The sequence below is a fragment of the Aerococcus sp. 150760013-2 genome, assembly GCF_053627715.1.
Map to the genome: position 1 here is coordinate 57,515 of NZ_JBSEYI010000003.1, position 19,097 is coordinate 76,611.

General features: G+C 41.1%; 16 protein-coding genes, 4 tRNA genes and 1 pseudogene. 4 read left to right on the forward strand and 17 right to left on the reverse strand.

Going from position 1 to position 19,097, the window contains the following annotated elements:
* Nucleotides 1–52 precede the first annotated feature (52 nt).
* Entirely contained in the window at nucleotides 53–1,723 is a 1,671-nt protein-coding gene (gene treC / locus ACUW85_RS02245) for an alpha,alpha-phosphotrehalase (RefSeq protein WP_182023207.1), read from the forward strand.
* Nucleotides 1,724–2,015: 292 nt separating this feature from the next.
* Here treC and treR read toward each other — a convergent pair whose 3' ends face one another.
* The 15 genes from treR to ACUW85_RS02320 all read right to left on the reverse strand — a co-directional run bounded on the left by treR (nucleotide 2,016) and on the right by ACUW85_RS02320 (nucleotide 14,618).
* On the reverse strand, nucleotides 2,016–2,732 hold the full coding sequence (gene treR / locus ACUW85_RS02250) for a trehalose operon repressor (protein ID WP_182023206.1): 717 nt from the start codon (nucleotides 2,730–2,732) through the stop codon (nucleotides 2,016–2,018).
* A gap of 51 nt (nucleotides 2,733–2,783) precedes the next feature.
* Entirely contained in the window at nucleotides 2,784–3,779 is a 996-nt protein-coding gene (locus ACUW85_RS02255; RefSeq protein ID WP_149255893.1) for a nucleoside hydrolase, read from the reverse strand.
* Between the two features lie 105 nt (nucleotides 3,780–3,884).
* Nucleotides 3,885–4,736 carry a prephenate dehydratase gene (locus tag ACUW85_RS02260; RefSeq protein ID WP_016898043.1) on the reverse strand — a complete coding sequence of 284 codons (852 nt, stop codon included), beginning with the start codon at nucleotides 4,734–4,736 and terminating at the stop codon, nucleotides 3,885–3,887.
* Between the two features lie 132 nt (nucleotides 4,737–4,868).
* Complete coding sequence (locus ACUW85_RS02265) at nucleotides 4,869–5,147, reverse strand: arginyl-tRNA synthetase (protein ID WP_225968899.1); 279 nt, start codon at nucleotides 5,145–5,147, stop codon at nucleotides 4,869–4,871.
* Nucleotides 5,148–5,362: 215 nt separating this feature from the next.
* Nucleotides 5,363–7,900: an ATP-dependent Clp protease ATP-binding subunit gene (locus tag ACUW85_RS02270; RefSeq protein ID WP_182023205.1), complete on the reverse strand. Its 2,538-nt coding sequence runs from the start codon at nucleotides 7,898–7,900 to the stop codon at nucleotides 5,363–5,365.
* A 17-nt stretch (nucleotides 7,901–7,917) separates the two neighbouring features.
* Nucleotides 7,918–8,376, reverse strand: a complete 459-nt coding sequence (locus tag ACUW85_RS02275; RefSeq protein ID WP_026465186.1) for a CtsR family transcriptional regulator — start codon at nucleotides 8,374–8,376, stop codon at nucleotides 7,918–7,920.
* A gap of 403 nt (nucleotides 8,377–8,779) precedes the next feature.
* Nucleotides 8,780–9,787, reverse strand: a complete 1,008-nt coding sequence (locus ACUW85_RS02280; protein WP_182023204.1) for an isocitrate/isopropylmalate dehydrogenase family protein — start codon at nucleotides 9,785–9,787, stop codon at nucleotides 8,780–8,782.
* A gap of 51 nt (nucleotides 9,788–9,838) precedes the next feature.
* Nucleotides 9,839–11,155 carry a CitMHS family transporter gene (locus ACUW85_RS02285; RefSeq protein ID WP_048726188.1) on the reverse strand — a complete coding sequence of 439 codons (1,317 nt, stop codon included), beginning with the start codon at nucleotides 11,153–11,155 and terminating at the stop codon, nucleotides 9,839–9,841.
* Nucleotides 11,156–11,466: 311 nt separating this feature from the next.
* Nucleotides 11,467–12,159, reverse strand: coding sequence for an HAD family hydrolase (locus ACUW85_RS02290; RefSeq protein WP_259345364.1), 693 nt, complete (start codon nucleotides 12,157–12,159; stop codon nucleotides 11,467–11,469).
* 135 nt (nucleotides 12,160–12,294) lie between these two features.
* Nucleotides 12,295–13,356 (reverse strand): glycosyltransferase, encoded by a 1,062-nt coding sequence (locus ACUW85_RS02295; RefSeq protein WP_259345363.1) that lies wholly within the window; start codon nucleotides 13,354–13,356, stop codon nucleotides 12,295–12,297.
* Between the two features lie 6 nt (nucleotides 13,357–13,362).
* On the reverse strand, nucleotides 13,363–13,965 hold the full coding sequence (locus tag ACUW85_RS02300) for a TVP38/TMEM64 family protein (RefSeq protein WP_149255887.1): 603 nt from the start codon (nucleotides 13,963–13,965) through the stop codon (nucleotides 13,363–13,365).
* Nucleotides 13,966–14,243: 278 nt separating this feature from the next.
* Nucleotides 14,244–14,317, reverse strand: a tRNA-Pro gene (locus ACUW85_RS02305).
* A gap of 18 nt (nucleotides 14,318–14,335) precedes the next feature.
* Nucleotides 14,336–14,409: transfer RNA gene (locus ACUW85_RS02310), tRNA-Arg, on the reverse strand.
* A 12-nt stretch (nucleotides 14,410–14,421) separates the two neighbouring features.
* Nucleotides 14,422–14,506 (reverse strand) — tRNA-Leu (locus ACUW85_RS02315).
* A gap of 40 nt (nucleotides 14,507–14,546) precedes the next feature.
* Nucleotides 14,547–14,618, reverse strand: a tRNA-Gly gene (locus ACUW85_RS02320).
* An 893-nt stretch (nucleotides 14,619–15,511) separates the two neighbouring features.
* On the opposite strand from ACUW85_RS02320, the gene ACUW85_RS02325 reads away from it, so the two are divergent.
* From ACUW85_RS02325 to ACUW85_RS02335, 3 genes are read left to right on the forward strand one after another with little or no spacing between them, the layout of a single operon-like run.
* Nucleotides 15,512–16,255: an ABC transporter ATP-binding protein gene (locus tag ACUW85_RS02325; protein ID WP_149255886.1), complete on the forward strand. Its 744-nt coding sequence runs from the start codon at nucleotides 15,512–15,514 to the stop codon at nucleotides 16,253–16,255.
* Entirely contained in the window at nucleotides 16,255–16,995 is a 741-nt protein-coding gene (locus ACUW85_RS02330) for a hypothetical protein (protein ID WP_026465178.1), read from the forward strand. Before ACUW85_RS02325 ends, ACUW85_RS02330 begins: the two co-directional genes overlap by 1 nt.
* Nucleotide 16,996: 1 nt before the next feature.
* On the forward strand, nucleotides 16,997–17,695 hold the full coding sequence (locus ACUW85_RS02335; protein ID WP_182023203.1) for a hypothetical protein: 699 nt from the start codon (nucleotides 16,997–16,999) through the stop codon (nucleotides 17,693–17,695).
* A gap of 77 nt (nucleotides 17,696–17,772) precedes the next feature.
* Here ACUW85_RS02335 and ACUW85_RS02340 read toward each other — a convergent pair whose 3' ends face one another.
* Together ACUW85_RS02340 and ACUW85_RS02345 are read right to left on the reverse strand one after the other, a co-directional pair.
* Nucleotides 17,773–18,687, reverse strand: a complete 915-nt coding sequence (locus tag ACUW85_RS02340; protein WP_149255883.1) for an ROK family protein — start codon at nucleotides 18,685–18,687, stop codon at nucleotides 17,773–17,775.
* A gap of 105 nt (nucleotides 18,688–18,792) precedes the next feature.
* Nucleotides 18,793–19,073 (reverse strand): annotated as a pseudogene (locus ACUW85_RS02345) (PTS cellobiose transporter subunit IIB).
* Nucleotides 19,074–19,097 lie beyond the last annotated feature (24 nt).

Here is a 19,097-nt window from a genome sequence, read left to right on the forward strand (position 1 = left end):
CTCGCCTTGGATACCCCTGGGCGAGCTTTTTTCTAAAAAGGAGGAAGACACAATGACAAATAATTTAGGGAAAAAGGTAATATATCAGATTTATCCAAAGTCTTTTAATGATACAGATGGGGACGGTTTTGGTGATCTTAGAGGCATCATTGAAAAATTAGACTATCTAGAAAAGTTAGGCATCGATATGATTTGGATGAACCCCTTCTACCCATCGCCTCAAAATGATAATGGTTATGACATTTCAGACTACACAGCCATTGACCCACGTTTTGGGACTATGGATGATTTTGAAGAATTAGCCCGTGAAGGAAAAAAACGTGGCATCGACCTGATGCTGGATATGCCTTTAAACCACTCTTCTACTGAACACGAGTGGTTCCAAAAAGCCCTAGCTGGCGACGAATACTACCAAGACTTCTATTACATTCTCCCCGCTCAAGAAGACGGGTCTTTGCCAACAAACTGGGAATCTAAATTCGGCGGCCCTGCTTGGGAACCATTTGGCGACACTGGCAATTACTATATGCACCTCTTCGACGTGACCCAGGCTGACCTAAATTGGCATAATCCAAAAGTGCGCGAAGCCCTATTCGATGTTATCCGCTTCTGGATCGACAAGGGGGTTTCCGGTATCCGCTTCGACGTTATGAACGTGATTGGTAAGAGCGAGGTCCTAGAAGACTCTACTGGCGGCCCAAGTTCTACCCAAGAGAAACGTTTGTATACAGATACAGAAAATTCACACGCTTGGATTCGAGAAATGGCCCAATCTACCTTTGGCGATATTGAAGGCTTTGTCACAGTGGGTGAAATGTCTTCTACCACAGTTGAAGATGGTGTCCGCTATACCAATCCTGATGAAGAGAAATTAGCCATGATCTTCTCCTTCCACCATTTAAAAGTCGATTACAAAGACGGCGAGAAATGGTCTAAAGTTGATTTCGACTTCCAATCTTTAAAAGACATTTTAAACGAATGGCAAAAAGGCATGTCAGATGGCAACGGGTGGAATGCCCTATTCTGGAACAACCATGACCAACCACGCGCTAACTCTCGTTTCGGCGACACCGAAAACTATCCATACGAAACAACTACCATGCTTGCCCAAACTATTCACATGATGCGCGGTACCCCCTACATCTTTGAAGGGGAAGAAATTGGTATGACCAACCCAGATTTCGACGACATCAACGACTACAACGATATCGAAACCTTCAACAACTACCAAATCTTATTAGATAAAGGTGTTTCAGAAGAAGAAGCGATGGAAATTATTAAATTTAAGTCCCGCGATACTAGCCGGACCCCAATGCAATGGGATGATTCAGAAAATGCTGGTTTCACTACCGGTACACCATGGTTAAAAGTTGCCGACAATTACAAGGACATCAATGTTGCGAAGGAATTAGAGAACGGTAAAATATTCCCTTACTACCAAAAGTTAATTGCCTTACGTCATAAACTACCTATCATCCAAGACGGTGCTTACCACGAATTATTGGCTGACCACCCAGAAGTATTGGCTTACTACCGGACTTACGGCGACCAAATCTTGTATGTCTTCTCACACTTCTACCCAGGTACCAGTCAAGTTGACCTACCTGAAAGTGTTGATTTAACCCGTAACTATGACAAGTTATTAGGGAACGGTGATTTAGGCAAAATGACAGCCTCATTCGAGCTAGGACCATATGAAACAGTTGCATTCCTTTCGAAATAGGGTACATAACATCCCTTTAAAATGGGTAAATGAAAAGGAGTTGGATTTTTCCAGCTCCTTTTTTGCGACGACCATTACATGTATACTTTTATCTGCTTTTGAGCGTTTTCTGTGGCAAAATGGCAAATAGACGTGAGCATACTGTACATCATCATTCAAGTAGAGACGATGGCAATCAATAGCCTAAACTGGCATCATCTAAACATTCGCTATCGAAGAAAAACACCCTCAACTTGGCCAAACAAGGCTGGTTGAGGGTGTTTTTCCTATCTATCCCACATTAACGCACGGGTTATTGGGCTGTCCGGCGCGCAAATTCTGCAAATCTAAATTTATCGATACGGTGGTGGGATGAGGTATATTGAAAGAAGGTGGCATCTTCTAAGTACACATGGCTGTTGACCTGGATGATAAAATCATCCGGGCCAATGGCCATTTCTTTTTGATCTATATCATCCGCCTTTTTGGCCACAATTTCCTTATTGGCAAAGGATATTTGCAAGTCCAATTCTTGTTCAAAGTATTGATAAATGGACACTTCCGCAATTTCATCTGGCACCCCGTCTTGGATAACGGATACGCGGAGGTAGTCGTGGTCAACAATGACCGTTTCTCCTTCCATTTCACGGGACCGAATCAGGTGGATGAAGGGTTCGCCCGCTTCAACACCGTCTTCACCGACGAGAAAGTCAGGTGCCGGCACCCGTTTATTACTCAAAACTCGAGTTGCAGTATGAAACTGCTGCGACTCTTGCAATTCCTTGTAGGAAGTTAAACCGGATATGGGAAAAGAAAATCGAGCAAAGTCGAGCACAATCGCCCCTTTACCTTGTTTCTTCTGGATAAAGCCAGTGTCTTCCAATTTTTTCTGTGCTTTTCGAATAGTTTCGCGCGATACGTCGTAAGTCTTGGCCAAGTCATTTTCACTCGGAAGTAACCGGCCTACAGGGTAGATACCCTGGTGGATTTTATCTTGAATGTCTGCGGAAATAAATTCGAACTTGTACATTTCCGTCACCTACTTATCTAGCTTCATTTTGTGTGTCCTTTTCGCTAGAAGTTAATCCAGCATGTCTAGGTATTGATGGTATTTGTCTTCGCCAAATAGGGTTGAAATCACGTGGGCTTTATAAGCTTCAAGGTCGAGATCCATTGCGATGTAGACGTTTTTTGGTCGGTCAGTACGCTCGTCAAAGTCAATGACGGTCTGTCCGTAAGTATACTCACCTTTGGTTTCAATGACCAAGTTAGTATGGTAGACTTCGGTCAAAATTTCTGGGTGCAGGTAGCCAACAACTGCTACTAAGTCATGGATGACGATCCCGATTTTGCCTTCGTTTTCAAATGAGTTCAGGACATAATCATCAAACATTTCACGTATCATCCCGCCTAGTTCACCGCCTGCTTGACGTATAAATTCTAAGTCGTTCATATCTAGTAAGGATGGTCCGGTAACATCTAAACCAACCATTGTAATCGGGACAGATTCACCCAAAGCTTGATAGACGATATCGACTGAAACTGGGTCAAACCAGTAGTTAAATTCCGCTACCGGGTTGGTGTTCCCGTCAAAAGCAGCTCCACCCATAGACATGATTGACCGGACTTGTTTCATGGTCGCTAAGTCTTTTTCAACTGCCAAAGCAATATTCGTTAGTGGTCCTAAGGTAATCAAATCGATTTCACCAGGATATGCTTTAACTTGCTCAAGAATGAAGTCAACTGCATGTTGATCTTGAATCAAACTTTCATCATAAGGGAAATCAACGCCACCCATTCCGTTCGATCCATGGATATTCCCAGTCGCATTCTCTCTTGGTGGTTTGTTCTCTTTTAAAGAGGTATAATCGTTGTCAGCGCCTGGATAGATCTTCACGCGACCATCAAAATAAGTAGATACCCGAACCGCATTCGTGGTGGTCATATCCAATCCCTTATTCCCGGCAACCGTGGTGAAACCTAAAATTTCTAAGCTATCATCCGACAAAGCCGTCATCAAGGCCGCTGCATCGTCAATTCCTGGGTCCGTATCAATAATTACCTTACGTTTATCCATGAAAATTCCTCCTATATCCTATCTGTCTATACAAGTTTATTGTAACATGTAAGCGGTTTATTTTATAATGATATTCTTTTGGAAAAAGGAACTCGTGTCGTTAATCTAACGATTTTGTTTAAATTGCGCTACCACTTGAATGTGGGTTGATAATGCTTTTAAAATTTTCTCTAATGACTCTAAGTCCCCAATCATATTGCTTGGGTCTGCTTCAATAAAGAAGCCGTAACGGAAGGGTTTCATCGGAATTGGACGGGCATTTAATCCTTCCAAGTTGATCCGGTAAACATCTAATACCTGTAGTAACTTGGCCAAAGCACCTGGTTCATGCGGTGTTTCAATATATAACATGATTTTGTCATGGGTATTGGTCATATCGATATTGTCATATCGTTCAAAGACTAAAAACCGCGTCATATTCCCTGATTCGTCGTATGCTGCTGGTTCTAAAGCTTGCAAGCCGTGTAAGTCACCTGCTCGCGGACTGGCAATCGCTGCGATAGTAGGGTCATCTTCTTGCACAATAAATTCAGCAGAAACAGCTGTATCGATATAAGCTACGGGATCCATATTAGGATAGCGGTCAAATAATAATTTACATTGGGTCAAAGCTTCTGGATGAGAGTAAACTTTCGTCACTTGATGAATGTCAGCACCTGGTAACCCCCATAAGACATGGTTCACTGGTTGGTAATGTTCATATTTTGCTAGGACGGGTTGGTAACGGATAATATCCATTGTTCGAGCAATCAATCCTGTTGTCGAATTCTCAATTGGCATGACAATTCGGTCTACTTTTTCAGCCACTAAGTCATCTACCATGGGTTTAAAGTCATCGTAAGAGATGATTTCTAAACGTTCATCATCAATCTCAACATGCAACTGTTCGCGCACAAAAGCAATCGTTGCTGCCTCGCTATAAGCCCCCGGTATGCCTTGATAACCAATTCTCATCATTATTTCACCCTTCTTTTTGAAATCTCATATTTATAAGTGTACCAGTTTCGACAGTTAATGTCATTCTGGACAAAATAAAAAAATACCCCCAACCACTATTAATCATAGCAATTGGAGGTATTTATTTTCGCTTTATTTTGTAAATGATTTCGCTTGGCCTACAGCATAGTCGTAAGCGTCAGCTGCTGAATCTTTTACGCGATCACCGAGTGAACGGTTTGGTAAAAATGATACATCATCAGCACGACGAGCTAAGTCACGACCTGTATGGCGTAATTGGCGACCAGCATCATCGATGAAATCACTGACTACTGAGTTTTTATCTTCTTGGTATAATGCGACAGCGGCAATACCTGCGATTGCAGCAATTGCACCTAAAGCAATTAAACCTTTTTTAGTTGATTGTTCCATGATATCACTCCCCATAATTATTATATACATTATATCATATCCACTACACCAGCGAAAATAATATGGTTACTGGTCAAGCCAGTAAATTAGGCTAAATTTCATACAATTTTGGTGGCTACTCCTAATTCACGTTCATCAGGAGACATTCCAAAAGTATTTAAAAAAGCGGACTGTATCAACGTTACAGTCCGCTTCATACGACTTGTTGTGAAAGCTTATTGACCTGCACTAATCAAGTCTTTGACGTCGTTGCTTTCTTCTTGGCCATCTGGGTGTTGTACACGGATGTATAATTCACCTTGGCGGGCACCGACTGTGACAACGTCGCCTTCGCTTATTTTATCAGCGATTAACATTTCAGCGATTGGGTCTTCAACTTTTTGCTGGATTACACGGCGTAATGGACGTGCACCGTACTCTTTATCAAAGCCTTTACTTGCAATTTCTTTATTAGCACCTTGTGTCACACGTAGTTTCACACCTTGCTCTGCTAATAGTTTGGTTAAGGCTGTAGTAAATTTCTGTACGATTTCAACGATTTGCTCTTCCGCTAATGTATGGAAGACGATGATTTCATCCACACGGTTTAAGAATTCTGGTCTGAAGGCAGACTTCAATTCTTTACGGATACGACTATCCATTTCTTCATGACTATCTGTGGCTTGTTTGGCACCGAATCCGACGTTTTTATCGTCACGGATGGCAGTTGCTCCCAAGTTAGACGTCATAATCATAACTGTGTTACGGAAGTCTACTTTACGGCCTTTAGAGTCCGTAATATAACCATCATCTAAGACTTGTAGTAGCATATTGAAGACATCCGGGTGGGCTTTTTCAATCTCATCGAATAGTACCACTGAGTATGGGTGTTGACGAACTTGTTCAGTCAATTGACCACCTTCATCATAACCAACGTAACCTGGTGCTGAACCAATCATTCGACTTGTTGAGTATTTTTCCATGTATTCAGACATGTCTAAACGGATGATATTGTTGTCTGAACCAAACATTTCACCTGCTAGAGATTTGGCTAATTCAGTTTTACCAACACCTGTTGGTCCAAGGAACATAAATGAACCAATTGGACGGTTTGGATCTTTAATGCCAGACCGCGCACGACGAACTGCACGGGCAACACTTCTCACTGCTTCATCTTGACCTTTAACACGTTTGTGTAAATGGTCTTCTAGATTAATCAGCTGTTGGTTTTCAGTTTGCGTAAGCTGTTGCATTGGCACACCTGTCCACATAGCCACAATATCCGCTACGTTTTGGCCGTCAATTTCAATATCAAACAGCTCATCTTGAACAACTTGTGGGTTGTTTTGTAGGTCGAATAATTCTTGACTTAAACGTTGTTGTTGTTGGTGAACACCAGCAGCTTTTTCAAATTCTTGGGTATTTACATAGTGTTTCTTCAATTCTTCTAGATCAGTTAATTGCTTACGAATGCCTACAATGGTTTGTTGGGTAGTATCTTTATCACTATTGTCTAAACGCGCTGTAGCTGCAGCTTCATCCATAATATCAATTGCTTTATCTGGTAAGAAACGATCAGCAATATAACGGTTACCTAGACGAACAGCAGCTTCAATAGCCTCATCTTTAATCGTCACTCGATGGAATTTTTCATAATCTTTTCGGATACCTTTAAGAATTTCAATAGCATCCGCTTCGCTTGGTTCATCAACTAGGACTTTGGCGAAACGACGTTCTAAAGCAGCATCTTTTTCGATATATTTTTGGTACTCATTTAAGGTTGTAGCACCAATCACTTGTAGGTGACCACGGGCTAAGGCTGGTTTCATCAGGTTAGAAGCATCGATAGCCCCTTCTGCTGCACCGGCACCGATTAGACTATGCAACTCATCAATGAATAAGATGACATTACCAGCTTTTTCCGTTTCCTCTAGTAAGTTTTTCACTCGGTCTTCGAATTCCCCACGGTATTTAGTACCTGCAACAAGGGACCCAACATCAAGAGATACGACACGTTTATTGGCTAGGGTTGATACGACATCGTTGTTTGCAACTGCGATGGCAACTGCTTCAGCGATGGCTGTTTTCCCAACACCTGGTTCTCCTACTAATACAGGGTTATTTTTAGTTCGACGGCTAAGGACTTGCATGATGCGACGTAACTCTTTCTTACGGCCGATTACTTGGTCCAACTGCCCGTTACGTGCTTGCTCAGTTAGGTCTCTAGTTAGTGAGTCTAAGGTTGGCGTTGCACTTTGTGGGCGTTTGCTGCCGCGGTTTGATGGTTTATTATTATTCTCGTTGCTGCGGTTGCGCACTGGGGGACGCTGGCCAATTGAACGGTAGATGTCTTTACGTAATTTCTCGATATCCACGTCCAAGTTTTTCAGAATTCGAACAGCTAGTACTTGGTCAGCGATTAAAGATAGCAAAATGTGCTCTGTGCCGACTAAAGTGACTTGTTGGCGTTGCGCTTCTTCACCTGCAATATATAAAACTTTTCTTGAACGCGGTGAATACACCACGCGATTCAAGTCTACGGGGGCGTCTTGGACTTCATCCTTACCGTATCCGATGACAAATTCAACTTCTTCTTTCACAGCCTCGTAACTTGGCAAGTGGTCAACTAACACGTTATGCGCAACACCCTCGGGCTCACGGTAAAGTCCTAGCAGCAAATGTTCTGTTCCAATGGCTTTATGACGAAATTGTTTGGCTTCTTCGGCGGCGAACAATAAGGCCTGTTTTGCTTTCTCTGTATAAATTTCGTTCATAAGGTCCTCCTATCTGGTTACCTATATTTCAGCTTCACAAGCATCGATCTTAATATTAAGGACCGAACTTCATCAGCGTTAACAATTTTACCTAGGGCATCCTTGTCGACTGCTGAGTGCATGATTTGCGCTTCATTTTCGGTAACAATCTCGTTGACTAATAAATTTTGAATGATGGCAGTAGCATCTCGTAATGTCGTTTTTTGGTGGACAAGGTCAACCATAGCATCAATTAAATCTGCTTCTTCGACAATTTCCAATTTCATAATACGGATATAGCCACCGCCACCACGTTTACTTTCTACAATATAACCCTTTTGTGGGGTAAATCGTGTGTTGATAACATAATTAATTTGGGATGGTACACATTGAAATTGATCTGCTATTTCGCTACGACTAATCTCAACATGCTCTTCTTGTTGTAAGATTTGCTTTAAATAAGATTCAATAATATCAGACATATTTCTATTTTTCATATTCATCACCTCAAGCCTGATTCTTATTTTGACTAACTTTGACTAATTAACCATATCATACGATAACCGCAGTCAAATAGTCAATTCAAAAGCTTGGTAATTGGAGGTGTGACAAAAGTCGTTTAGACTCGACGCACTAGACCAAAAGCCGAATAAACACTGCAAGTGTTTAGCATATTTTGGGAAGTGTCGGAAGCGTTGGACTTTTGGAACCTGGTTTGAAGACGTATCTTAACGAGCGTTATACGCTGTAAAAGAAAAAATTTGAAATATCGCATCTTTATATAACAAAAAGGCAACGCAAAGGAATTGCTGGTCAACTCCTTTACGCCACCCTCAAGTCAAAGCGTGCTTATCTCATTATTCAAATCAAAATCATTAGACGGTTTTAAGATACGCCATCTTATGCTAAGGATGCGATAACCTTGTCGGTGAAGGCTGCTGTTGTTAAATCGCCGCCTAAGTCTCGGGTAAAGTTACCTGCATCGGACAAGACCGTATTCAAAGCGTCGCGCAAACGAATGGCATCCGTCTGTAAACTAATATGGTCTAGTAGGTCTGCAAAGGCTAATAAGATGGCTGTCGGGTTGGCAATACCTTGACCAGCAATATCTGGTGCTGAGCCATGAACGGCCTCAAATATCGCCACATCGTCGCCCAAATTGGCACCTGGCACCAATCCTAACCCACCGATTAAACCGGCCATCAAATCAGATAAAATATCGCCGTATAAGTTTTCGGTGACAACCACATCGTATTGTTGAGGACGCATAACCAATTGCATGGCCATATTGTCGACTAAAACTTCTGTCGCTTCAATTTGCGGATATTTAGCAGCAATTTCGCGAGCGACTTTTAGGAATAAGCCGTCCGATAATTTCATAATGTTGGCTTTAGTGACGATAGCGACCGTCTTGCGGTCATTAGCTACGGCATACTCAAAAGCTGCTGTAACAATCCGTTCTGTTGCCTTTCTAGTGATAATTTTGATGGAATGGGCTTCGTCAGGTGAAATCTGCTCTTCTACGCCCGCGTATAAATCTTCTGTATTCTCCCGGAATAAAACGATATCCACGTCCCGGTGAAGTGCAGGAATTTGGCCTAATACGCGGATTGGGCGGATGTTTGTATGTAATTGATAATGTTTTCTAAGTGATACGTTGACCGATCTAAAACCCTCACCAATTGGTGTTGCAATGGGTCCTTTCAAGGCAACCTTGTGTGTATCGATGGCGTCGTAAACGGCTTTGGGAATCAGTTCACCCGTTTCATCAATGGCGTCTTGGCCAGCGACCACTTCATCCCAAGCAATTGGACTGCCTAGGGCTTTTGCCACTTGTTTGACAACTTGTGTAATTTCTTTTCCAATCCCGTCCCCAGGAATTAAGGCGATTGTATGTGTATTCGTCATGAAACCACTCCTTTTAAAGTCGATAATATAATAGCTTTAATTGATTCATCATTATTGGAAAATGGGTAACAAACCAAAGATGGCAGCAGTAATCACGTAGACAATGAAAATCCCAAGTGATACGACCAAACCTTTTTTCTGCCAGTCGCCCCATTCCACGCCGGTTAAACCAAGTAGTACGTATGAGAAAGGTACTAATGGGCTGAACAAGTGGAAAGATTGACCGATTAGAGACGCAAATGTCAGTTGTAACGGGGTAAATCCGTAAGCATAGCCGGCTTCTGACAAGATAGGCATCATGCCGTAGTAGAAGGCATCGTTATGTAGGAAATAAGTACCTGGCGCTGAAATAATGGCTACGATTAGACCGTAGAAACCACTTAACGACTCAGGGATGATAGCGATTAGGGATGTGGCGATGGCATCTGACATACCGGTCGCGTTTAAAATCCCCATGAAAATACCGGCACCAAATACGGTCATAACCACCTGGTTGGCTTCAGATGCGTTGCTGTCAATTCGCGCTTTTTGGTCTTTAGGATTAGGATAGTTGACTAGTAAGGTGATCACTGTACCTAACATAAAGATAATCGCTGAAGGCACAGACCCTTCAACCAATAAGGCAATGGCTACAAGGACGATAATTGAGTTGATCCAGACATTTTTAGGTCGACGTAATTCAAGGGTTTCTGGGTCGTCGATGACCATCATGGCCTGCATTTCTTGTTCAGACAAGTTGACCACACCAAGCGTCTTCCGTTCTTGTAAACCAAAAACCCAAGCGATGATAAACATATAAATCAAACCAGCTACCATCATCGGCACTAGTCCGCGCATGACATCATTGGTTTCAACCCCCATAACAGCGATAGCACGGGCAGTTGGACCACCCCAAGGTAGTAAGTTGACGATTGAGTGCGACGTCATGGTTAAAACAGCTAGGTTTAGCATGGACATATTTAGTTTCTTGTAAATTGGCACCATAGCGGTACAGACAATGATCATAGTCGCCGTCCCGTCACCATTTAAGGAGACCGCGGCAGTTAAGGCAACAGTTGCCAAGGCGACTTTTAAGGGGTCCCCTTTGGCAAAACGAATCATCGCGTTAGACAAGGGATCGAATAGACCTGCGTCAATCATGATGGTAAACATATATATTGCGAAGAATAGCATAATCCCGGTAGATGATGTGGTCCCCAAGCCATCCATAGCCGCTTGACCAATATCAATTTGCCACAAATTAAGGACTTGTCCAATTATCGCCCATAACAGTGGCAAGAACACCAAACCAATGAAGGGTGACATCTTCTTACGCATAATAACAAACATGAAAATAACAATCAGGGCGTACCCCATAAATGCAATCATTAAAAAAACCTCTTACTTTCTCATCATTTTATATGTGTTTTATCATGTGCTAAATACAATCAATTGTCAATGAAATTTCCGCAAAAATACAAAACGTGTTACATTATCTTACATATTATGATAGTTATGTTTTATTAGGTGCCAAATAAAAAAGCCAACAAAATATAGGCTTTTGCTGGCTTTCTCAAAAATCGAATCGTTCACATCATTTTTTGTCTTTATAATAAATTAAAAACACTTTATTTCTTTAGGTATATTTTCTACCGAAATCCCTCACTCATATCAAGATACCTGACATGACAAGTTGGATTCTATAAATTCCCTAACAAAGTCCGCATTTCTAAGAAATCGTCTGTTGTACAGGTGGCTACTGTGTTTGGGACTTCTGTTTTACTGTAGTGAATGGCTTGCCATCCGGCTTGTATTGCCCCTTCGATATCATTTTGGTAGTCGTCACCGACGAACAAGATTTCTTGAGATGCAACATTTAAATCAGCAGCAATGGCGTCAAATACCTTGCGTTGTGGTTTTGACCCGCCCATACTTTCTGAAATATACCATTTGTCTCGGTCGATCAATTGGTCGACACCTAGGTTGGCCAATTTGTCGATTTGAGCCTCTGTCGTCCCGTTGGTTAAGACAAATAAGGTCATCCCTTTAGATAAGGCTGCTTCCATCAAGGCTACTAAGTCTTCGCTCAAACTTAATTGTTCTTGATAGTGGTTTTTCAGTTGGTTGAATTCTTTTGCAGTTGCTTGGTCAATTTCATGACCGAAATGGGCGTAGGTTTCAATGACCCGGTCGTTTTTGAAGGCAGCTTCTGTCTTTTTGCCAGCCATAAAGGCTTGATATTCTTGCTCGGAGAATTCAGCGTAGACTTGATTGAATGTTTCAAAATCAACGTCTAAATGGTGGTCTGTCGCCTGCATATCTCGGTAGGTTTCCTCATAGATTGTTAATCGGTTGTACAAGGTATCGTCTAAATCAAATCCAATTGCTTTCATATCTATCCCCTTTTCAATCATTTTCATATGATAACAAATGGTGGTCTTAAACGCACATATTACGAAAAAATACGACCCTTGCCTGAAGTTAGACTGGACCGTCAATTTATCTGCATTTTTTAGTAGATTTTGTCATTATATTTTAAAATTTGAAAAAAGGATTTTGCTGAGTTTCTTATCGCTTTGCTTTTCTACTTGGCAGGCACGGGCATATTGGTACTCATAAATGTACTGTTGGCCAATATTTTGAATACTTTTCAAGCTGGCTTGTTGGTAACCATTTTCACTAAGACTCGCTAAATCACCACCTAAAAGTCCTTCTAATTGCACTTTAAAATCTTCAAGTGCATTGGCTTTATAAACATCTCGGTCAGCTTTTAAATAATCAAAGACAGGTAAATCAGATACAATCGTGTTCACCTTGCTTGCTAATGCTTCAAGTAAGACGATCCCTTCTGTTTCCTCGTGGGTCATGAATAAATAGACATCTGCCATTTGATAAGCAACGCGGACCTGGTCACGCGGGATATAGCCGGCAAAAATTAAATTGGGCAACTTGGTGGCAATGGCCTTTTTAACATCTTTAGGTAAGGCGTAAGGATTTGAATAGCCAAACCAAATAAAGGTAACCTCTGGCATTTGCTTGGCCAACTCGACAAATTCGATAATCCCTTTACGCTCAATTTGTAGACCCACTGAAATGGCTACTTTCTGGTCCGGGCGCAGATTAAACCGCGCTCTCATGTTGGCCACTTCTTCTTGGCTAGCTTGCCAATAAGCTAGGTCAATTCCGTTTGAAATGACATGGATTGGTTTATCGATATCGTATTTTTCAAGCAAGTTTTTAGCATACTGACTTGGCGTCAGGATCAGGTCTGCCGAGTTGTAGCAGGTATTGAGCCAATATTTAAAACCGAGTGACGCTTGGTTAGAGAATGTGTAGGAATTCTTGAAATCTTCCATAGTTGAATGGGCATGGTAGATGACAGGTTTACCAGCGGCTTTTGCCTTTCTGGCAACGACAAGGGAATGCGGAAAGACGGTATTGATATGAACCATGTCGAAGTCATCCTTGTAGTTGGTTGTATAGGCAATGCCCGCAGATTCAAGGGCCATTTCCTGGTGCAACTGGGCGCGCCCTACCCCACTTTGTTGAATTGATTTCTTCATATCACTGTGCAATAAAATTTTCATCATAGACTCCTATATCCACTTACTCACTAATTCAACTAAAAAGATGGTTGAATAAGAGTAAATCAAAATGGTAATGGGTTTCCCTACTGCTAAGACTTGAACGAAACGCGACAGAGACAAATTGGTTAAACCAGCCACATAGCAAATCACATCAGCCGGCATAAAGGGCAAAATCAAACCTAAAATCAAGACCCGTTTAAAGCCCGACCGGTCATCCAGCCAACTTAAGGCCTTATTATAGTACTTGTCTCCCACTAGCATATGGACCAAACTTCGGCCATACTTGCGGGCTAAGTAGAAGTTGAATATGGACCCTAGAAAAATGGGCATCAAGTTCCAAATAAAGCCCCAGACATTCCCAAACATGTATACGCCAAGGGGGATGGTAATCGAACCAGGTATGACGGGCACAACCGTTTGGATAAATTGAATCACCACAAACATCAACGGTGCGGCAATCCCAAAGTGGCCCATAAACCTTAAAAAGGCCACCTTATCTATCAACAAACCATTCCGCCATGCCCAAACAATAAAGATTATAGTAGCAACCGTACCCACAATATTCAGTAAATGAATCAATCGCTGTACGAATTGTTTACGATGCATGTCCATAGCCAATCTCCCCTCAATAGTCTACACTATTGTCTGAAATTTTAATCACCTTTAGTATAACCTATTTCTTCAATTTTTATTGTAAACTTTTTATAAGGTAGAATCATAGGCCAAAAGTACTATTATAGATACAGAAAATGAAAAAAGGCGCAAGCATCGACGCCGAGATAGGAAGGTTAATCCCACTCCTGTCTGAACGCCATGTCTCGCACCTTTTTAAAAATACACGAAATTTAAAAATAAACAAAAAAGATAGCCCTATTGAGCTACCCCATTAGTCGGGAAAACAGGATTCGAACCTGCGACCCCTTGGTCCCAAACCAAGTGCTCTACCAAGCTGAGCTATTTCCCGTTATTAAAAAAATAAACATGCACCCAGCAGGATTCGAACCTGCAACCGCCTGATTCGTAGTCAGGTACTCTATCCAGTTGAGCCATGGGTGCATAAATATAAAATGCCGAGGACCGGGGTCGAACCGGTACGAGGTTAACCCTCGCAGGATTTTAAGTCCTGTGCGTCTGCCTGTTCCGCCACCCCGGCATATTATAAAAGTATTTAAATGTTTTGTCTTTGCAGACAAAGCGGAAAACGGGGTTCGAACCCGCGACCCCCACCTTGGCAAGGTGGTGCTCTACCACTGAGCTATTTCCGCGTGTTTTTGTTGTCATCAACTGACGACTAGATAAGAATATCATTTGATAGCAGAGAAGTCAATAACATTTCTGAAAAAAGTTTAAAAAACATGAAAATTTTTTTCTCTATCCGAAAACACACAAAAAAATGTGAACGATAAGAAGATTTCAGTTCGTCTTCTTTCAAGTTATCGCCTTGGAAATGGATTATTCCTCGATCATTTTGTATTTACTTGCTGTTAGATCTACCCTAGTAAACAGGTCTTCCCCTAACTCCTGTCGCACTTCCTCGCAATTGTGGTGGTGTGTATTGGATAAGGCCTTCTTGGAAATAAATTTACCACAATCCTTCAGCCCTTGAATATCCACAATTTAATTCACTTATGCTAAAAACCGAAATTCTTTATTCTATTATAGCAAATTCCTTGATAACGTTACCTTGGATGGTCATTATTCTTTTAAATTCATCCAAATTGTACTGTATTTATTTTTAATCCATATTAACCCCCCCCCGTTAAATCAGCATTTTATTGAGAATTCACATTTTCTTCAATATTTTATCTGAAATCTTCACGGGAAATTCAAAGGTACACGCTATTATATAAGCATACCCAATATAAAAACTTTTCTTCATAAATCTTTCTCCTCCCAAACGAAAGATTATAAAGTAAACCACCTACCGCCTCCCAACGGTAGGTGGTTTTTTTGTGTATAACAAAAAAACCTTTTGATTCATTTTTTGTGTTAAAATTTAGCCAATATAAGTTGATCTGATCAGTTAGCAACCCAATGCGATTCAGCCGCGGCCAAAGACCAGAATGATTTATGGTCTTTTTTCAAAATTGCGTGGCCAATGAATTCCTTAATCTCCTTCCAACAGATCAGCATTTCAACAAAGAAAGTGAATGGATATATGAATACTTTAACTGTTAAAAATCTATCAAAATCTTATGGCAAAATAACGCCCTTTCAAGCAGTCAAAGATGTTTCTTTCAACATTGCCCCGGGTGAAATTGTTTCACTTGTTGGACCAAATGGCGCTGGAAAAACAACCATCGTTTCAATGATCGGCGGTTATATCGAGAAAACTGCCGGGGAAATTTGGGTAAATGGTAAACAAGACCACTATAAGAATGATATTGGCGTTTCTTTTGGAGGCGATTTAGGTTTCTACGGAAATGTTTCGGCCTATGATAATTTAAACTTCTATGCTGATCTTGCAAATGTACCATTTCGACAGCGTAAACATGAGGTCCATAGAGTTTTAGATATCGTTTCGCTGACTGATGTAAAAAATAAACAAGTAAAATTTTTCTCTAAAGGAATGAATCAACGATTACATATCGCTAAATCGCTATTAAATAAACCCTCCTTACTCTTACTAGATGAACCTACTAACGGGTTAGATGTGGAAATCGCTAAAGAAATAAGAGATACAATCAAAAAATTAACTGTAGAAGAAAATGTGAGCATCTTATTGACAAGCCACATCATGGGGGAGATAGAAACCCTATCTAATCGCATTATACTTATTGGTGGTGGCAGCCTAAAATTTGAGGGTCCTGTAGCAGATATTATTCGCTATTCTGGCTTACCTAAAGGCTCCACCTTAGAAGACGCCTACTTATCTATTGCGCCAAGTTTAAGGAGGTCATAATGTTTCGATTTTTACGTTTATTTTTATTCCATATGAAAGTTTATATTAGAAATCAATATTTTTTATGGCTACCCATCATTTCAACAACGACCATCTTTCTCTTACAATATCTTACAGCACATGGCTATGACCGGTTAGATGATCCTTATTTATGGACACGAAGTGCAATATTTGGCTTATGGGCTTCTGCTACAACAGCAACGGGTTCAATCGGATTCCAGAGACACCAGGGTACCTTGACTTATTTAATCAATACGGGCATTAACGATTTTATGTCACTAACCGCGCTCATTTTACCTGCCTCAACTTTTGGATTGATTTCCTTCCCACTTTCTTATGGTTTAGCACGCATTTTCCATGTTCAGGTGACTGACTTAAATTTTGAATTTGTCCTTTTAGTATTGTTGCTATGGCTGAGTGTAGCTGTAATGGATATGTTGATCGCTGCTTTCTTTGTGTTAACACCTAATGCAATTGTCTACGAAGAGCTTATCCATATACCCCTTCTTTTATGCAGTGGTTTAATTGGACAAGGAAAATTTTTTGATCACCTATCCATGTATACTCAGTGGGGGCTCCCGCTAGTCTATCCTATTCGAAAATTACTCTCCAACAACGACGCCAGTTATAACTCGTGGAGCTATCTGCTGTCCTTAATGATCTGGCTAGCCCTTGCAGTTAGCCTAGGGAGCATTCTTTTACGTTGGGCGAAAAAAGACGGTCAAGGGAGGTTGGTATAAATTGCGTATTCAATTTTCATCATTAATCTACCTTCGTGATATCAAAACTTTTATCACTTACTTCTTTATCACACCCATTATTCAGATGATTTTGTTTGTACTCATTAACCAACAATATTCCAGCACCATTGACTATAACATTGCCTTGAGTTCAGTTTTTATTTCTGCCAACGCGAGCGCAATCAATACGATTAATCAACTATTGGTAACAGATAAAATATTAGGCATCCATACTGAAATGATTGTTCATAAGCCTTATGCCATAAAATATTGGTTTGACAAAATAGCGACCGTTTATTTTAGCTCGCTACTTTTATTTTTGATCAATATTTGTATTCTAGCGATATTTGGCGTAACGACCGATCAAATGTATAGCGCAATCGCGTTGTTACCTTTTAGCATTCTCTATAGTTTACTGATCGGAGTCATAGCTTTTTATCTGGCAATCAATATGAGTAATATTTATTTTTTCAATAATATCTTTATGAATATCCTGCCTATCATTTCTGGATTAGCGATTCCAATTGCCACCTATCCATCCATCTTTAAAAATTTCTCTATGCTATTTCCGTATGACCAATTGCTAACTGCTATCCACACCAATCAAGTTGTATTTGTTCCGTTGTTGACACATTTTGTAATTGTCGGGCTAATTAGTGCGCTACTTTATAGATACCGAATTGCCTTTCAGAAAAAGTAATCCGATAGCGCAACGCCTATAACCGTTTATATTAAACCAAAAAAACCGTCCATCGTAAGATAGGCGGTTTTTCAAATCTATTCTTCTATCAACAATTGATATACGGCTCCAATCAGGTTGGCTTCACTACCATATTTACACAAACCAATCTCAATCGGTTCAAATGAGTCGTTAAACCATGGTACGTCACGGCGTAGTGCATCATATTTGTCTTGGATCCCTTTTAACACCAGTGGTTGGGCTGAAATACCCCCACCCAAAACGACCCTGTCTAGGTCTAGCGATATCTGTAGGGTATGGACGATATAAACGATATCTTGGCAATATTGGTCAAATAAGGCTGTAACTTCAGGATTAGTCCCCTTTTCTAAGACTTGGAAAACTTCCTCACCGTCACCAGGCGCTAGCCCTAATAGTTCTCTAGATTTATTCACGAAAATAACCGCAGATCCTCGCCTACCCATAGCATTCTCTGTGGTCATATCGCTAGAAGACGCATACATATAGGACAATTCGCCCGCTTGGAAATGACTGCCTTGGTGCAGTTGCCCATTTAAGACAATCCCTCCACCGACACCTGTCCCCAATAGTAAAACTAAGCCGTTTTCAACATCTGTTAAGTGTCCTTGCCACAATTCAGCTTGAGCTGCTGCCTTGCCGTCGTTAATAGCCGCCGCTGGTAGGCCAAAATTTTCTTTAATAAAGTGTTTGAAATTTAAGCCATCGATAAAAGGAATTGCGCCCCCAACATGGACGACACCTGTTTCTGAAACCACCTGCCCTGGTGCAGAAAAGCCAACTCCTTTTAGCTGGTCGCCCACCTGTGCCTGTGCTTGATTAACAATATCAATGATAGCTAATTTTAAATCAGGCAAGTTCTGTGGCGTTTTCCGCTTATATTGGTTGGTAATCTGACCCGATTTGTCTACCAATCCGGATTTAATATTTGTCCCGCCAATATCAATGCCTAAATATAGTGCTTGTGCTGTCATTAACCCGCCTCCAAAAAATGTAAGTGCTTACGATATATTGCAACCATTTTACGCTAACATGCAGCAAAAAACCAGAAAATACATTCTGGTTATGATCACACACCTTTAAATATGCGCTTCTATCAGGTCTGCCAACATTTGCGTTTGATTGGGTAGTGGTACGTAAGCTTGGGGTGGGATTTTTACAATAGGTTTGGCCATCCGGTGGGCAAATTTGGCTAAGTTGTCAAAATACATCCGGGTCTGTGGGCTGACTAGATATAAATCAAATTGATCCTCTTCAACTGCCTTTTGTCCGGCATAGATGGAGGTGCGGCGACCTCGATGTCTTTACCCTGTGTTTGAAATAGTGCGGTTGCCTTCTTAGCGACTAGTGACGATGACATCCCACCTGCGCATACAATTAATGC

Excerpts from the sequence above, each read along its gene's own strand:
- treC (WP_182023207.1), top strand. The coding sequence starts at position 53 with ATGACAAATAATTTAGGGAAAAAGGTAATATATCAGATTTATCCAAAG.
- treR (WP_182023206.1), bottom strand. The coding sequence starts at position 2,732 with ATGTACAAGTTCGAATTTATTTCCGCAGACATTCAAGATAAAATCCAC.
- ACUW85_RS02255 (WP_149255893.1), bottom strand. The coding sequence starts at position 3,779 with ATGGATAAACGTAAGGTAATTATTGATACGGACCCAGGAATTGACGAT.
- ACUW85_RS02260 (WP_016898043.1), bottom strand. The coding sequence starts at position 4,736 with ATGATGAGAATTGGTTATCAAGGCATACCGGGGGCTTATAGCGAGGCA.
- ACUW85_RS02265 (WP_225968899.1), bottom strand. The coding sequence starts at position 5,147 with ATGGAACAATCAACTAAAAAAGGTTTAATTGCTTTAGGTGCAATTGCT.
- ACUW85_RS02270 (WP_182023205.1), bottom strand. The coding sequence starts at position 7,900 with ATGAACGAAATTTATACAGAGAAAGCAAAACAGGCCTTATTGTTCGCC.
- ACUW85_RS02275 (WP_026465186.1), bottom strand. The coding sequence starts at position 8,376 with ATGAAAAATAGAAATATGTCTGATATTATTGAATCTTATTTAAAGCAA.
- ACUW85_RS02280 (WP_182023204.1), bottom strand. The coding sequence starts at position 9,787 with ATGACGAATACACATACAATCGCCTTAATTCCTGGGGACGGGATTGGA.
- ACUW85_RS02285 (WP_048726188.1), bottom strand. The coding sequence starts at position 11,155 with ATGATTGCATTTATGGGGTACGCCCTGATTGTTATTTTCATGTTTGTT.
- ACUW85_RS02290 (WP_259345364.1), bottom strand. The coding sequence starts at position 12,159 with ATGAAAGCAATTGGATTTGATTTAGACGATACCTTGTACAACCGATTA.
- ACUW85_RS02295 (WP_259345363.1), bottom strand. The coding sequence starts at position 13,356 with ATGATGAAAATTTTATTGCACAGTGATATGAAGAAATCAATTCAACAA.
- ACUW85_RS02300 (WP_149255887.1), bottom strand. The coding sequence starts at position 13,965 with ATGGACATGCATCGTAAACAATTCGTACAGCGATTGATTCATTTACTG.
- ACUW85_RS02325 (WP_149255886.1), top strand. The coding sequence starts at position 15,512 with ATGAATACTTTAACTGTTAAAAATCTATCAAAATCTTATGGCAAAATA.
- ACUW85_RS02330 (WP_026465178.1), top strand. The coding sequence starts at position 16,255 with ATGTTTCGATTTTTACGTTTATTTTTATTCCATATGAAAGTTTATATT.
- ACUW85_RS02340 (WP_149255883.1), bottom strand. The coding sequence starts at position 18,687 with ATGACAGCACAAGCACTATATTTAGGCATTGATATTGGCGGGACAAAT.